Source organism: Modestobacter muralis, from assembly GCF_010682105.1.
In the GTDB taxonomy this organism is placed as follows: Bacteria; Actinomycetota; Actinomycetes; order Mycobacteriales; family Geodermatophilaceae; genus Modestobacter; species Modestobacter muralis.
Genome location: NZ_JAAGWH010000014.1, coordinates 73,589 through 88,307 on the forward strand (window position 1 = coordinate 73,589; position 14,719 = coordinate 88,307).

The following is a 14,719-nucleotide window of genomic DNA, read 5'->3' on the forward strand; positions in this document are numbered from 1 at the left end:
CACCACTCCGGCACGTGTCGCCCCCTGTCCTCCACACGGCCCCACAGGCACCCCACAGCAGGCTCCCGACCAGCGCGGCAGCCCCGGCAGCACCCCGCCGCGGGGACGGCGACGGCGACCGCGCGACCACCCCCCCGCGGTTGCCATCTGCACGTACCGTGGGCCGGGTGAGCGAGAGCACGGCAGGGCTGCGTCCGGACCGGGGCACGACGGAGCTGCGCTCCGCGCCACGGCACGGTGCCGACCCCGACGCCGCACCGGGTCCCGATCTCGACGTCGCGGCCGAGGGGGCCCGGCTCGCCGAGGCGATCGGCCGGGTCGTGGAGGGCAAGCCCGACGTCGTCCGGCTGGCGCTGGTCGTGCTGCTCGCCGAGGGGCACCTGTTGATCGAGGACGTGCCCGGCGTCGGGAAGACGACGCTGGCCAAGGCGCTGGCCCGCACGATCGACGGCACGGTGCGCCGGATCCAGTTCACCCCGGACCTGCTGCCCAGCGACGTGACCGGGGTGGCCGTGTACGACCGCGACTCCCGGGCCTTCGAGTTCAAGCCCGGGGCGATCTTCGCCAACGTGGTGGTGGCCGACGAGATCAACCGCGCTTCGCCCAAGACGCAGTCCGCCCTGCTGGAGTGCATGGAGGAGCGGCAGGTGACCGTCGACGGCGTCAGCTACGAGCTGGCCCGCCCCTTCATGGTCGTGGCCACCCAGAACCCGCTGGAGATGGAGGGCACCTACCCCCTCCCCGAGGCCCAGCGCGACCGCTTCACGGCCCGGGTGTCGATGGGCTACCCCGACCGGGACGCCGAGCTGGCGATGCTCGACGAGCGCGCCACCGTCGACCCGCTCACCGCCCTGACCCCGGTGGTGGACGCCGCCCAGGTGCGCGCCCTGGTCGCCGCCGTGGGCCGGCTGCACGTGGCCGAGCCGCTGCGCCGCTACGTCGTCTCGCTGGTCGAGGCCACCCGCCGCTCCCCCGAGCTGCGCCTGGGCGCCTCGCCCCGGGCCGGGCTGCAGCTGCTGCGGGCCGCCCGCGCCGCCGCCGCGCTGGCCGGGCGCGACCACGTGCTGCCCGACGACGTCCAGGCCATGGCGGTGCCGGTGCTGGCGCACCGGCTGCTGCTCACCCCCGACGCCGCCCTCGCCCGCCGCGACACCCAGCGCGTGGTGGCCGACCTGCTGACCTCCGTCCCCGTCCAGCGCGGGCACTGAGCGACCGCACCGGACGTCTGCGACCCATGGCCCGTACCCGGCTGGCCGACGCCGCCTCCTCACTCACCCTGCGCGGGCGCTGCCTGGTCGCCGCGGGGGTGACCCTGCTGGCGCTGGGCGCGGTGCTCGGTGAGCGCGCGCTGGTGCAGCTGGCGCTGTTCGTCCTCGCGCTGCCGGTCGTCTCCGCCGTCGGCGTCGCCCGGCAGCGCTTCCGGGTCGCCACCCGGCGCACGGTCACCCCGGCCCGGCTCCCGCGCGGCGAGAGCGCCGAGGTCCTGGTCGAGGTGGCCAACACCGACCGCCGGGCGGGCGGGTTGTGGCTGCTGACCGAGCAGCTGCCGGCCGAGCTGGGCCGCCGTCCGCAGTTCGTCGTCGAGCGGCTCTCCCCCGGCGCCACCGCCCCGCTGCGCTACCGGCTGCACGGTGCCCGGCGCGGCCGGTTCGCCCTCGGTCCGCTGCGGCTGCGGCTGGTCGACCCCTTCGGCCTGGTGCTGCGCACGGCCGCCGGCACCGACACCGCCGCCCTGCTGGTGGTGCCGCGGGTCCGGCCGCTGCAGGGCACCGGCGGGCTCAGCGGGGCCGGCGGCACCGGCGGGGAGGGCGCGCGCCGCTCGATCGCCGTCCACGGCGAGGACGACGTCAGCACCCGCGAGTACCGCTACGGCGACGACCTGCGACTGGTGCACTGGCGGGCGACCGCGCGCACCGGCGAGCTCATGGTCCGTCTGGAGGAGACCCCCTGGCAGTCCGCGGCCACCCTCTTCCTGGACACCCGGGCCAGCGCGCACCTGGCCGGGAGCCGGACCCGGGGCACCGCACCGTCGCCGGACTCCCTGGAGTGGGCGGTGGAGGCCGCGGCCAGCATCGGGGTGCACCTGCTGCAGCGCGGCGCCGCCCTGCGGGTGGTCACCGACGCCGGTGAGCTGACCACTGCGCTGGGCCGGGGCACCCTGGGCCCCGACGAGCTGCTGGACCGGTTCGCCGAGCTGGAGCCCTCCCGGTACCCCGGCCTGCAGGTCGGCGTGGAGACGCTGCGCCGCGCCGCCGTCGACGGGCCGGCGATCTGCCTGCTCGGGCTGGTCGGCCCCGAGGACGTCACCGCACTGGCCCGCGCCCGCTCCGGCCCGGGCAGCGACGTCGCGGTGGTCCTCGACGCCGGCGCCTGGCTGGACGCCGGGTCCACCCGCAGCCGCCGTCCGCTGGCGGCCGGCGCCCGCACCCAGTTGGTCGAGCGGCAGGCGCAGGCGGTGGCGCTGCTGCGGTCGGCCGGGTGGCAGGTCCTGCCCGTGCGCCCGGATCAGACGGTCGACCAGGTGTGGGCCCGGCTGGGCGGCCAGCCGACCGCCGTCGGGGCCGCCACCGGCTCGGTGCACCCCGCCCCGACGTCCACCCTGTCGACAGGAGCACCAGCATGACCTCCGACACCGACGAGCTGGCCCGACCGGGGCGGAGCCGGGCCGGCACCGCCGTCGCCGCGACCGGCGCCGTCCTGCTGGGCTCGCTGGCGCTGCAGCCGGTGTTCGCCACGCTGGCCTGGGTCCCGCCCGTCGCCCTCGCGGTGCTCGCCGTGGGGTTCGGTGGGGTGGCACTGCGCACCGGCGCCGCGCGGTTGACCGAGCGGGCGCCAGGGCTGAACGCACCGGCGCGGGTGCTCGTGCCGATCGGCCAGCTGGTGCTCGTGCTGGTGGTCCTGACCACCGTCTTCGCCCCCACCGATGCCTTCGCCGGCCTGGTGCCCACCCCGTCCAGCCTCGGCGACCTGGCCGGGCTGCTGGGCGACGGCGCCGACGAGGTCCAGGAGCAGGGCACCCCCGCGCTGCCGCTGACCGGGCTGGTCGCGCTGACCACCGTCTTCGTGGCGTTGATCGCCCTGGCCGTCGACCTGCTCGCCGTGGCCGCCCGCCAGCCCGCGCTCGGCGGCCTGGGCCTGTTGGTCCTCTACTGCGTGCCGGTCAGCACCGTCACCGGCGACGTCGCGCCGATCTCCTTCGCTGCCCCCGCCGCCGGGTTCGCCGTCCTCCTGTGGGCCGACCAGCGCGGTCGGCTGGTCGAGGGCGCCCGGGCCGGCAGCGGCTCGGCGCTGGGCACCGGCACCCTGCCCGCGCTGCGCACCGGCGTCGTCGCGCTGGTGGCCGGCCTGCTGCTCCCGGTGGTCGTGCCCACGCTGTCGGAGGGGTCGCTGGCCGCGGGGCTGGGCGGCTCGGGCACCGGCAACGGCCTGGGGACGGCGCTGGACCCGGTCGCGGAGATGGCCGGGCAGCTCACCCGCCCCGACCCCATCGACCTGTTCCGGCTGGACGCCTCGGTCCCCGACCCCGGTTACCTGCGGTCGGTCGCGCTGGACCAGTACACCGCCGACCGCGGCTGGGGGCTGACCAACCTCAACGGCACGGAGTCGATCGCCGACGACGCCACCCTGGCGCCGCTGACCGGCGGGCAGACCGCCCGGCCGGTGACCGCCACCGTCACCGTCCTGGAGCACGACGACGTCTTCATGCCGGTGCTGTACTCGCCGCTGGCGGTGCAGCTGGACGACGGCGACGCTGAGGACTGGCGCTTCGACGCCGACGCCCGCACGGTCTTCGGCCGCGACACGACCACCGCCGGGCTCACCTACCGGATCAGCGCGCAGCAGCCCGAGCCCTCGGTCGAGCAGCTGGACGCCGCCCCGGACTCCCCCGCCGACGCCGACGCGATGGAGCGCTACACCCAGCTGCCCGACCTGGACCCCAGCGTCACCGACCTGGCCCGTGAGCTGACCGACCCCGACCAGGCGCCCTACCAGCGAGCCCTGGCCGTCCAGCGGTACTTCACCGACGACGCCAACGACTTCATCTACAGCCTGTCCACCACCCCGGGCACCACCGGCGACGACCTGGTCGACTTCCTGCGGCTCAAGCGCGGCTACTGCGAGCAGTACGCCGGCGCGATGGCGGTGCTGGTGCGGGCCGCCGGGGTGCCGGCGCGGGTCGTGCTCGGCTACACCCCGGGCCAGGAGCAGGAGGACGGCACGCGACTGGTCACCACCGACGACGCGCACGCCTGGGTCGAGGCCTGGTTCAGCGGCCTGGGCTGGATCCCCTTCGACCCCACCCCGATCGCGGCCAACCGGGCCGTCGACCTGCCCTGGGCGCCGCGCACCGACGCCACCGAGGACACCACCGTCGACCCGGTCACCCCTCAGGTCGAGGCCCCCGTGCCCGCCGCCCCGACCGCCGAGCTGGACCGGGACGACGAGGCGGTCCCCTCCGCGGCACCGCTGACCCGGTCGGGCCCGGACCTGCGGCCGTGGCTGACCGGGGGCGTGGGCGCCCTGCTGCTGCTCGGCCTGGCCGCTCTGCCGTTCGCGGCACGCCGGCGGCGGCGCTCGGCCCGGCTGGCCGACGGGCGGCCGGGGGCGCTGTGGGACGAGCTGCTGGACACCGCCACCGACCTGCGGATCGACCTGCCCGGGACGACGACCTCCCGTCAGCTCTCCCGGCAGCTGGCCGAGCGGCTCTCCGGCGCCGAGCCCGCCGCGGTGGCCGCCGTCCGCTCGCTGGCCCTGGCCCAGGAGCGCGCGGTCTACGGGCCGCCCGGTGCCGGCGCGGAGCGGGACCCGGCGCTGGCCGGGGCACTGCAGACCGTGCGGCGGGCGATGCTGCGGTCGGTGTCCCGGTCGCAGCGGCTGCAGGCAGCGGTGTGGCCGGCGTCGACGCTGGGCGCGGCGCTCCGGTGGCTGGCCGAGCACACGCCCGGCAGGCCCCGTCCCGCCTGAGCCTGCGGGGCGCGCGCCCGCCCCGCAGGTGGCGACCGGGCCTGACTACGGTTGCCCCGCCGGTGACCGTGGCGCTGCCGGCGTCCCCGATCAGCACCCGGAGTGCCCCTGTGCGTGAGATAGCCGTCTTCGCCGGCAGCTCCCATCCCGAGCTCGCCGCAGAGCTGTGCGCCCAGCTGGGCGTCCCGCTGCAGCCCGTGCGCGTCACCCGGTTCGCCAACGACTGCCTCGAGGTGCAGCTGCAGGCCAACTGCCGGGAGCGTGACGTCTACCTGGTGCAGTCGCTGGTGACCCCGGTGCAGGAGAACCTGGTCGAGCTGCTGCTGATGATCGACGCGGCCCGGGGCGCCTCGGCCGCCCGGATCACCGTCGTGATGCCGCACTACGCGTACGCGCGGTCGGACAAGAAGGACGCCCCGCGGATCTCCATCGGCGGGCGGCTGGTCGCCGACCTGATGGTCGCTGCGGGCGCGAGCCGGGTGCTGGCGATGACGCTGCACTCACCGCAGGTGCACGGGTTCTTCAGCGTCCCGGTCGACCACCTGCACGCGCTGCGCGAGCTGGCCGACCACTTCCGTGCCCTGGACCTGTCCCGCACCACGGTGGTCTCCCCCGACCTGGGCAACGCCAAGGAGGCCGCCGCGTTCGCCCGGCGGCTCGGGGTGCCGGTGGCCGCCGGGGCCAAGCAGCGCTACGCCGACGACCGGGTGCAGATCAACGCGATCATCGGTGACGTCGCCGACCGGGACGTGATCGTGCTCGACGACGAGATCGCCAAGGGCAGCACGGTGCTCGAGCTCATCGACCGGCTGCGCGACGCCGGTGCCCGCTCGATCCGGGTGGCCTGCACGCACGGGCTGTTCGCCGCCGGCGCGCTGGAGCGGATCGGCGCCCAGCCCGACGTGCTGGAGATCGTCTGCACCAACACGGTGCCGGCCCCGGTCGACCCCTCGGGGAAGCTGACGGTGCTCTCGGTGGCCCCGGCGCTGGCCCAGGCGGTGCAGCGGATCCACGACGGGGAGTCCGTCAGCGCCCTGTTCGACACCCTCCCCACCGCCTGAGCGCCGACAGCCGCCGTCCGGGTGCGGACGGCGGCTGTCGCGAGGTGCTCGTTCGGTGGGGAGCCCGATGGCTGCTACTGGTCGTAGCGGCGGCGGAAGCGCTCCTCGAGCCGGTTCTTCATCGGCTGGCGGCGGGCCTTGCCGACCCGGCTCGAACCACCGGGGCCGGGGCGGCCACCGCTGACCGGACCGGTCTCGACGGCGCCGGTGGCGCCCTTGTAGTTGAGCAGTGCCAGCGTGGCGCCGCCGAAGGCGATCAGGAAGCCCAGGACGCCGACGACCACCTGGGCCACCGAGGCCGAGGGGATCGCGACGCCGGCCACGACGATCGCCAGGCCGACGACGACCATCAGGACGCCCAGCTGCAGCTTGCGGCGGGCCTTCTGTCGCCGGTCGCCGGTTCGGACCGTCGAGGCGAACTTGGGATCGTCGTCGACGAGGGCGCGCTCGATCTGCTCCAGCAGACGCTGCTCGTGCTCGGAGAGCGGCACGTCGACCTCCAGGTGCGCAGTGCAATCAGCCACTGGCGGCAGTCCGCCCGCGGAACACCGAGGATACGAGGCGATCGCGGGCTGCGAAAGGTGAGTTGTCCGCGACACACCGTCCGGGGCTGTTCTCATGAGCACAGGCGCGACTCGCCCGGGACGGGAACTCCTCCGCGGCGGGGATCGCAGCAGGTCAGCGGCCTGCTGCGGGACGGGGTCCGCGGCCGGCCGGACCGGTGCCCGGGGTGCGCCCGCGACCCAGCAGCGTGGCCGGCCGGACCGCGCCGGCACCGAAACGCCGGGCGGCGGCGTCGGCGGCCAGCTCGGCGTCCCGGCGGCCGTGCTCGCGGGCACCGAGCTCGAGCTGGCGGGCGGTGGCGTCGGCGTCGACCAGACCCTCGGCGCGCACCCCCACCAGCCGGATCCGCGCCCGGTCCAGACCCAGGGCGTCGAACAGCGCGCGGGCGGTGTCGTAGAGCTCCTGGCCGACGTCGGTGGGGACCTTGAGGGTGCGCGAGCGGGTGATGGTGGTGAAGTCGGCGAAACGGACCTTGATGCTCACCGTGCGGGTCAGGGAGCCGGTGGAGCGCAGCCGCCCGGCCGTGCGCTCGGCCAGGTGCAGCAGCTCGCGGTGGATGACCTGCGGGTCGTCGACGTCGGTGCCGAAGGTCTCCTCCGCCCCGGTGGAGCGGTCGGGCTCGTCGGGCACCACCCGGCGCGGGTCGCGCCCCCAGGCCAGCTCGTGCAGGTGCGCCCCCGCGGCCTGGCCCACCGCGCGCTGCAGGGTGCGGGCCGGCACGTGCGCCAGGTCGCCGACGGTGCGCAGTCCCAGCCGGAGCAGCACCTCCTCGGTCTTGGCCCCGACCCCCCACAGCGCGCCGACCGGCAGCGGGTGGAGGAAGTCCATGACCTCGGCCGGGCGCACCACCATCAGCCCGTCGGGCTTGGAGCGGGTGGAGGCCAGCTTGGCCACGAACTTGCTCCCGGCCACCCCCACCGAGCAGGTGATGCCCTGCTCGTCGAAGACCCGGGCCCGGATGTGCTCCCCGATGGCCACCGGGTCGCCCAGCCGCCGCCCGGAGCCGGAGACGTCCAGGAACGCCTCGTCCAGGCTCAGCGGCTCCACCAGCGGGGTGATGGTGCGGAACAGCGCCATCACCGACCGGGAGACCTCGGTGTAGAGCGCGAGGTCGCCGGGGAGCACGGTGGCCGTCGGGCACAGCCGCAGGGCCCGGGAGGTGGGCATGGCGCTGTGCACCCCGTACGCGCGGGCCTCGTAGGTGGCCGAGGTGACCACCCCCCGGTTGCCCGCCCCGCCGACGATGACCGGCGTCCCGGCCAGCTCGGGGTGACGGCGCACCTCGACGCTGGCGAAGAAGGCGTCCATGTCGACGTGCAGCACCGTGCAACCGGCAGCCCGATCGGGCACGCGCGTCCCCTCTCCCGAGCCGCACCGGCTTCCCCCGGCGCGGCTCCCCCGTCAGCGGCCGTCCCCACGGCCGTCGAACACCTGTTCGAGAGGTTAGCGGGTCGTGTCCGGCAGGACCGCACCGCCGGCAGGCCGTCCCGAGACGGCTCCTCGGAGGGCCGGACGCCGTCCGGCGCGGCGGGCGCCGGCGGACCCCCGGCCGGATGTGTAGCGCACGACCGATCGCACCACCACCGGATGTGTGCCGAGTGGATCACTGCGGTAGGAAGTGCCGGACGGCCGCCTCCCGGCGACCGCCACCAGCGACGAGCGGAGCAGCCCCATGGCACTCGACGACGACGACATGACCAGCACCGAGGGCCCGGCCGACTCCGGTGCCGGCGAGGGCACCCCGGGTCAGCACGACGGCGGTGCCGACGGTGGCGCCGAGGGCCCGGCCGACTCCGGTGCCGGCGGCGGCACCCCCGGCCAGCACGACGGTGGCGCCGAGGGCCCGGCCGACTCCGGTGCCGGCGGCGGCACCCCCGGCCAGCAGGACGGTGGCGCCGATGGCGGCGCGGACGGCGGCGCGGACGGCGGTGCCGACGGTGGGGCTGACGGCGGTGCCGACGGTGGCGCCGAGGGCCCGGCCGACTCCGGTGCCGGCGGCGGCACCCCCGGCCAGCACGACGGCGGCGCGGACGGCTCGGCCTGACCGTGCCCGACCCTGATCTGCAGGACCGGGCGTCGTCCTCCTCCGAGGGCGACGCCCGGTCCCGGGCCGATGACACCGCCCGTCCGGCGCTGCAGCGCTGCATCCGCGTCGACCCACAGTTCTTCGCCGACGAGCACTGGTCCCGCCGGCCGCTGCTGTCCACCGCGGCGGAGCTGGGCGGCACCTTCACCGACCTGCTCGACCTGGCCGCGGTCGACGAGCTGCTGAGCACCCGCGGGCTGCGCACCCCGTTCCTGCGGATCGCCAAGGACGGCGCCGTCGTCGACCCCTCGCGCTTCACCAGCCCGCAGGGCGCCGGCGCCGAGATCGGCGACCAGGTCTCCTCCGACGCGGTGCTCCGGCTCTTCGCCGAGGGCAGCACCGTCGTCCTGCAGGGCCTGCACCGGCTGTGGCCGCCGCTGATCGCCTTCGCCAACCAGCTCGCCGCCGACCTCGGGCACCCCACGCAGGTCAACGCCTACGTCACCCCGCCGTCCTCGCGCGGGTTCTCCCCGCACTACGACGTGCACGACGTGTTCGTGCTGCAGGTCGCCGGGGAGAAGCACTGGACCATCCACTCCCCGGTGCTCACCGACCCGCTGCGCACCCACCCCTGGACCGACCGCCCGGCCGAGGTCGCCGCCGCCGCGGCGCGCCCGCCGGTGATCGACACGGTGCTGCGCCCCGGGGACGCCCTCTACCTCCCGCGCGGCTACATCCACTCGGCGGTCGCGCTGGGCGAGATCAGCGCCCACCTGACCATCGGCGTCCACCCGGTGACCCGCTGGGGCGCGGTGGAGTCGGCGCTGGACCTGGTGCGCGTGCTCGCCGCCGAGGACCAGACGCTGCGCAGCTCGCTGCCGCTGGGCATCGACCTGGCCGACCCCTCGACCACCACCGAGGACGTCGCCGCGGTGATCACCGGCCTGCAGCGTGCGCTCGCCGAGGTCGACCCGGCCGCGGTGGCCGACTCGCTGCGGTCCCGCGCCTGGGCGCAGGTGCGCCCGGCGCCGGTGTCACCGCTGGCGCAGTCCACCGCGCTCGCCGCGCTGGACGCCGGCACCGTGCTGCGGGTGCGTCCGCTGCTGCGCGCCCAGCTGCGCGAGCCGGTGGGCGACCGGGTCGCACTGGTCGCCGGTCGCCGGACCCACGACCTGCCCGCCGACACGCACCCCGCGCTGGCCGCACTGCTGGCCGCCGGTGAGCTGGAGGTGGGCGACCTGCCCGGCCTGGACGCCGCCGGCCAGCTCACCCTGGCCCGCCGGCTGGTCACCCAGTCGATCGCGATCGTGCCCGACGCCCGGCCCGGCGGAACGGCGCATCATGGGGACAGTGACGACCGCACCGGAGCCTGAGACCACGGGCGCCGACCCCCAGTTCTGCCAGGACACCGGGGAGGTCGCGCCGCCGCGCTCCACCCCGGCGGGGCGGCTCGCACCGGACCGCTGCTCGGTGCAGGCACTGCTGCGCGGCGACTCCCCTGTGGCCACCGCGCCGCCGGCCCGGCGCTGGCTGCTGGTCGAGCAGCCCGGGCCGTGGGGGCGGGACGCGCTGCTGGAGTCCCGCTTCGACCGGCACGTGGCCTCCCGGCTGGCGACCCGCGCCCGCGAGCTGGGCATGCGGATCCAGATGGTCCGGCGTCCCGGCGAGCGGCTGTCGGACTCCGGCATGCGCTGGGCGGTGGCCGACACGACCCCGGGCGTGGAGACCGTGCACTGGTCGACCCGCACCTCCGACGCCGAGCTGCTGCAGCTGCCCTGGGACGGCTCGGTCGGCGAGGCCAGCACGCTGCCCACCTACCTGGTCTGCACGCACGGCGCGCACGACGCGTGCTGCGCGGTGCGCGGACGGCCGCTGGCCCGGGCACTGCCGCTGAGCGGGGCACCGGTCGACGTGTGGGAGACCAGCCACCTGGGCGGTGACCGGTTCGCCGCGAACGTCGTCGTCCTGCCGTGGGGGTTCGTCTACGGCCAGGTGCCGCAGGACGGCGCCGAGCTGGTCGCCGCGCACGCGGCCGGTGAGGTCGCGCTGCCGTGGCTGCGCGGCAAGGCCGGGCTGACGCCCGCGGCGCAGGCCGCGCAGCACCACGCCCGCAGCGAGCTCGGGCTGCTCGGCGTGGCCGACCTCCCGGTCCAGCGGGTGCGCACCCTGGAGTCGGCCACCGCCGGGGTGGAGTGCTTCGAGGTCACGCTGGCCGGCCCGGACGGCGATGTGGTGGTCACCGTGGAGAGCCGGCTGTCCGGCGAGGCCCAGCGACTGACCTGCGCCGCGGCCCGCCCGGGACACTGGCGGACCTGGCACCCACTGTCGCTGCAGGTGGCCGCGCGCGCCTGAGTCATGCTGGCCCGGTGCAGGACCACGGATGGGTGCTCGAGGCGTTCCCGTCCACCTTGCGAGCCGAGGCGGCAGCGGTGTCGCGGCGGCTGCCCCTGTTCACCTCAGCCTCCCCCGAGGCCGGGGTCGTGACCGTGGCCGGCGAGCCGCTCCGGATCCCGTATCGCCTCTACAGCCGCGGCATCCGCCCCGACCCGTCCCGGGACACCCCTGTCGAGCAGCGGATGCTGCACTGCCTGGGCACCCGACACCACGACGGCCACACCCGGGAGCGTCACCTGCGGGCCGTCGTCCGGGACCTCTCGCCCTGGGTCGTGCCGTACGTGGTGGCGCTGGTCGGCGAGTACGTCGTCGAGATCGTCCAGGTCGTCGAGCAGTCGCTGACCGAGCTGACGGTCGCCGGCTCGGCCCAGCAGCGGGCGTACGGGAGCTACCTGGCGCCCAACCCCCGGGTGCTGCAGGTGACCCGCTCGCGAGTGGTCAGCTACTGGGACTCCTCCCACCGGTCGAGCTGGCCCACGCTGGCCGAGTACCCGGGGCAGCGGCTGGCCAAGGCCCTGCAGGTCGCCGCGCAGGCCTGAGTCAGCGCAGCGCGCGGCCGCGGGCGGCCAGCAGCGGGATGTCCAGCTCGGCCGGGGTGAGCGAGCCGTGGAAGGCGCGCAGGCCCGCGGCGTGCGGCTCGGTCCCGGAGTCCAGCAGCGCCCAGCTGCCGCGGGCCAGGGCGAGGACGTCGCCGACCCGGTCGGCCAGGCCCGCGTCCACGGCCCCGAAGAGCCCGGCGTCGAACGCCTCGGCCCGGCTGAGGACCCACGCGCGGTCGCCGAGCACCGCGCGCCAGGTGGCCAGGACGTCGTCGGCGGCGCCCGGCTCGGCGTGCACGTAGCGGGCCCGCGGCTCGCCGGTGAGCAACCGGACGCCGTCGGCGAGCCCGTCGATCGTGCTGGTGTCCAGCCGGGTGGCGGCGGGGACGTCGACCATCCCGTGGTCGGCGGTGACCAGCAGGACGCCGTCAGCGGGCAGGCCGGCGACCAGCTGCTCGACGAGCCGGTCGACCTGACGCAGCTGCGCCCGCCAGGCCGCCGAGTCGACGCCGCGGACGTGCCCGGTCAGGTCCAGGTCGGCGGTGTAGCCGTAGACCAGGCTGCGGCGGCCCTCCCACAGCCGGTCGAGCATCCCGGCGACCAGGTCACCGGCGCTGACGGCGGGCACGTACTCCGCACCCCGGTAGGCGGCGCGGGTGAGGCCGGAGGTCGCGAAGGCGTGCGGGGCGACCACGCTGCAGGTCACGCCCGCGGCGGCGGCCTGCTCGAACACGGTGGGCCGCGCCTGCCACAGCTCCGGGTCGGGGTCGTCGCGCCACTGCACGTGGTTGAGCGTGCGGCCGGTACCGGGCACCTCGGTGACGAAGCCGAGCACGCCGTGGCTGCCCGGCGGCAGCCCGGTGCCCAGCGTGGTCAGACTGACCGGCGTGGTGCTGGGGAACGGCGCGGAGAGCACACCGGCCGGGCTGTCGAGCGCGGTGAGCACGGGGGCCTGCGCGGGATGGCCGGCCACCAGCTGCGCGCCGAGACCGTCGACCAGCAGGACGGCGACCCGGCGGGCCCCGGCGAGCGCGGCGACCAGGTCGAGCGGGTCGGCCGGGAGGTCGCCGCGGCGGACCGGCACGCCCAGGGCGACGGCCACACCGGGCAGGACGTCGGCGAGGCCGGCGGCACCGTGGGCCGGCAGCGCAAGGCCGGCGGGGAGGCGGGCCCCGTCCGCCACAGGCTCGGTACGGGGCCGGGAGGTCACGGCCGGGTGGCCAGCACGTGCAGGCCGATGGCGACGTCCCGGTAGGGCGAGGCCTCGGCCAGCGCCAGCTCGAGGGTGCGCAGTGCGGCCTGGTCGGCGCCGCTGGAGGCACCGAGCAGGTCGGCCACCACCGACACCCCGCGCCACTCCCCCGGCTCCAGCCCGGTGGCGGCCAGCAGCGAGAGCAGCTCCTCGGGGCTGAACCGCCGCCGCGCCGGGCCGGACCGGGCGGGCGCCGGGTCGCGGTCGGCGAGCAGCGCGCGGGCCTCCACCGGGTGGCCGCCGACGGCCCGGGCCAGGACCGCGCCGGCCCGGTTGGCCGAGGCGATGGACAGCTGGCCGCCCGAGCGGAGCACCCCGGCGATCTGGGTGAGCGTGCTGGCCGGGTCGTCGACCACCTCGAGCACGAAGTGGCACAGCACCAGGTCGAAGAGGTCGCCCTCGGGCAGCGCGGTGAGCATCCGGTCGCCGTCGCCCTGGATGCCGCGCACCTGCTCGCCCGCGCCGGCGGCCGCGGCCCGGCGGTGCAGCGTGGCGAGGGCGTCGGCGCTGGGGTCGACGACGGTCAGCTGGTGGCCGAGCTGGGCCAGCGGGACGGCGAACATGCCGCTGCCGCCGCCCAGGTCGAGCACGCGCAGCGAGGGGCCGGAGGTGACCAGCGGGTCGAGGGCGGCCCAGATCGCCGCCGTCCGGGCCGGAGCCTGCGCGGTGACGGCGGAAGGGTTCGACACCCCGGGGAGCCTAGTGCCGCCGCGGGCGCGCAGCAGAGCGCCGTCGCGGAACGACACCGTCCGTCGCGAGTGGTGCGAGTGGCGGATGGGGTGCCGGAGGTGCGGGCCGCGCGCGTGTCCCTTCCGGGGTGGGCTGCTGCTGCCTAGGTTGCCGCCATGCCGAGTTACCGCCTGCTGGACGGGGACGGACGCCCGACCGACCTCTTCACCGCCTCGTGCGACGACGAGGCGCGGACCTTCGGGGTGCTGCGCGCCCACGAGCTCCCGCGTCCCGAACCCCGGTTCGGGTCCCGCCGCGACTTCCAGGTGCAGCGCCAGGACGGCGAACGCTGGCAGCTGCTCGTCGCCTTCGCCCCGGTCTGAGGGAGGACCCCGTCCCCCTCGTCCCTCGCACGCTCGGGACGAGGCCCTGGACGGGGCCGGCGGGACCGGCCAGGGTGACCAGATGGTGCGGCGCGTAGCGGTCCTGTCCGACGTCCACGGGGTGCTGCCCGTGCTGGAGGCGGTGCTCGCCGAGCCGGACGTCGCCGGGGCGGACCTGGTGGTGGTGACCGGTGACCACGCGGCCGGGCCCCAGCCGGTGGAGGTGCTGGACCGGCTGACGGCGCTGGGCGACCGGGTGCTGCTGGTGCGCGGCAACGCCGACCGCGAACTGGTGGCGCTGGCCGGCGGGGCGGACGTCGAGGTGCCCGACCCGGTGAGCAGGTGGGCGGCGGCACAGCTGCGCCCCGACCAGGTCGAGCTGCTGGCCGGCCTGCCGCACCCGGTGACGCTGGACGTCGAGGGCTTCGGGCCGACCGTCTTCTGCCACGGCACACCCCGGGACGACGAGGAGGTCGTGCTGGTCGACACCCGGCTGGAGCGGTGGGCCGAGGTGTTCGCCGACCTGCCGGCGGAGGTCGCGACGGTGGTCTGTGGCCACACCCACATGCCGTTCCTGCGGCTGGTGGACCGGCGGCTGGTGGTCAACCCCGGCAGCGTCGGGATGCCCTACGGGCGCGCGGGCGGGCACTGGGCGCTGCTGGCCGACGGGGCCGTCACCCTGCACCGGACGCCGCTCGACGTGGACGCCGCGGTGGCCCGGGTGGTCGCCGAGTCCGGCTACCCGGACCGGCAGGAGTGGGCCGACTACTTCCTCCGCTCGGCCGCCAGCGACGCCGAGGCGCTCACCGTCTTCGGCCCCCGCGACGGCCGCGCGGCCGGCTGAGCCGGCACCGGTCAGCGCACCC

Annotated in this window: 14 protein-coding genes; 10 read left to right on the plus strand and 4 right to left on the minus strand. The window is 76.5% G+C overall.

Features of this window, described 5'->3' with window-relative positions; all coding sequences use genetic code 11:
* The first annotated feature begins 167 nt into the window (after positions 1-167).
* From GCU67_RS07410 to GCU67_RS07425, 4 genes are all read left to right on the plus strand, one after another.
* The gene (locus GCU67_RS07410; protein WP_338104852.1) at positions 168-1,208 is read left to right on the plus strand and encodes an AAA family ATPase; all 1,041 of its coding nucleotides are present in this window, start codon (positions 168-170) and stop codon (positions 1,206-1,208) included.
* 26 nt (positions 1,209-1,234) lie between these two features.
* Complete coding sequence (locus GCU67_RS07415) at positions 1,235-2,623, plus strand: DUF58 domain-containing protein (RefSeq protein WP_163610451.1); 1,389 nt, start codon at positions 1,235-1,237, stop codon at positions 2,621-2,623.
* Entirely contained in the window at positions 2,620-4,965 is a 2,346-nt protein-coding gene (locus tag GCU67_RS07420) for a transglutaminase TgpA family protein (protein WP_163610452.1), read from the plus strand. Before GCU67_RS07415 ends, GCU67_RS07420 begins: the two co-directional genes overlap by 4 nt.
* Positions 4,966-5,075: 110 nt before the next feature.
* A complete protein-coding gene (locus tag GCU67_RS07425) occupies positions 5,076-6,026 on the plus strand; it encodes a ribose-phosphate diphosphokinase (protein WP_163610453.1) in 951 nt (316 codons plus the stop codon).
* A 74-nt stretch (positions 6,027-6,100) separates the two neighbouring features.
* Here GCU67_RS07425 and GCU67_RS07430 read toward each other — a convergent pair whose 3' ends face one another.
* Both GCU67_RS07430 and dinB read right to left on the minus strand, forming a co-directional pair.
* Entirely contained in the window at positions 6,101-6,550 is a 450-nt protein-coding gene (locus GCU67_RS07430) for a DUF3040 domain-containing protein (RefSeq protein WP_338104853.1), read from the minus strand.
* 154 nt (positions 6,551-6,704) lie between these two features.
* Positions 6,705-7,940 carry a DNA polymerase IV gene (dinB, locus tag GCU67_RS07435; RefSeq protein WP_163610454.1) on the minus strand — a complete coding sequence of 412 codons (1,236 nt, stop codon included), beginning with the start codon at positions 7,938-7,940 and terminating at the stop codon, positions 6,705-6,707.
* A gap of 322 nt (positions 7,941-8,262) precedes the next feature.
* Here dinB and GCU67_RS07440 point away from each other — a divergent pair, with 322 nt between their 5' ends.
* The 4 genes from GCU67_RS07440 to GCU67_RS07455 are packed head-to-tail and all read left to right on the plus strand — an operon-like array spanning position 8,263 to position 11,549.
* Positions 8,263-8,634, plus strand: a complete 372-nt coding sequence (locus tag GCU67_RS07440) for a BatC protein (protein ID WP_163610455.1) — start codon at positions 8,263-8,265, stop codon at positions 8,632-8,634.
* A 2-nt stretch (positions 8,635-8,636) separates the two neighbouring features.
* Positions 8,637-9,989 (plus strand): JmjC domain-containing protein, encoded by a 1,353-nt coding sequence (locus tag GCU67_RS07445; RefSeq protein ID WP_163610456.1) that lies wholly within the window; start codon positions 8,637-8,639, stop codon positions 9,987-9,989.
* Positions 9,958-10,968, plus strand: a complete 1,011-nt coding sequence (locus tag GCU67_RS07450; protein WP_163610457.1) for a sucrase ferredoxin — start codon at positions 9,958-9,960, stop codon at positions 10,966-10,968. Before GCU67_RS07445 ends, GCU67_RS07450 begins: the two co-directional genes overlap by 32 nt.
* A 14-nt stretch (positions 10,969-10,982) precedes the next feature.
* Positions 10,983-11,549, plus strand: coding sequence for a hypothetical protein (locus tag GCU67_RS07455; RefSeq protein ID WP_163610458.1), 567 nt, complete (start codon positions 10,983-10,985; stop codon positions 11,547-11,549).
* A 1-nt stretch (position 11,550) separates the two neighbouring features.
* On the opposite strand, the gene GCU67_RS07460 is transcribed toward GCU67_RS07455, so the two are convergent.
* Entirely contained in the window at positions 11,551-12,732 is a 1,182-nt protein-coding gene (locus GCU67_RS07460; protein ID WP_338104855.1) for an alkaline phosphatase family protein, read from the minus strand.
* 23 nt (positions 12,733-12,755) lie between these two features.
* Positions 12,756-13,490, minus strand: a complete 735-nt coding sequence (locus GCU67_RS07465; RefSeq protein WP_163610460.1) for a methyltransferase domain-containing protein — start codon at positions 13,488-13,490, stop codon at positions 12,756-12,758.
* A gap of 156 nt (positions 13,491-13,646) precedes the next feature.
* On the opposite strand from GCU67_RS07465, the gene GCU67_RS07470 reads away from it, so the two are divergent.
* The gene (locus tag GCU67_RS07470; RefSeq protein WP_163610461.1) at positions 13,647-13,853 is read left to right on the plus strand and encodes a hypothetical protein; all 207 of its coding nucleotides are present in this window, start codon (positions 13,647-13,649) and stop codon (positions 13,851-13,853) included.
* An 82-nt stretch (positions 13,854-13,935) separates the two neighbouring features.
* On the plus strand, positions 13,936-14,697 hold the full coding sequence (locus GCU67_RS07475) for a metallophosphoesterase family protein (protein WP_163610462.1): 762 nt from the start codon (positions 13,936-13,938) through the stop codon (positions 14,695-14,697).
* Positions 14,698-14,719: the final 22 nt, after the last annotated feature.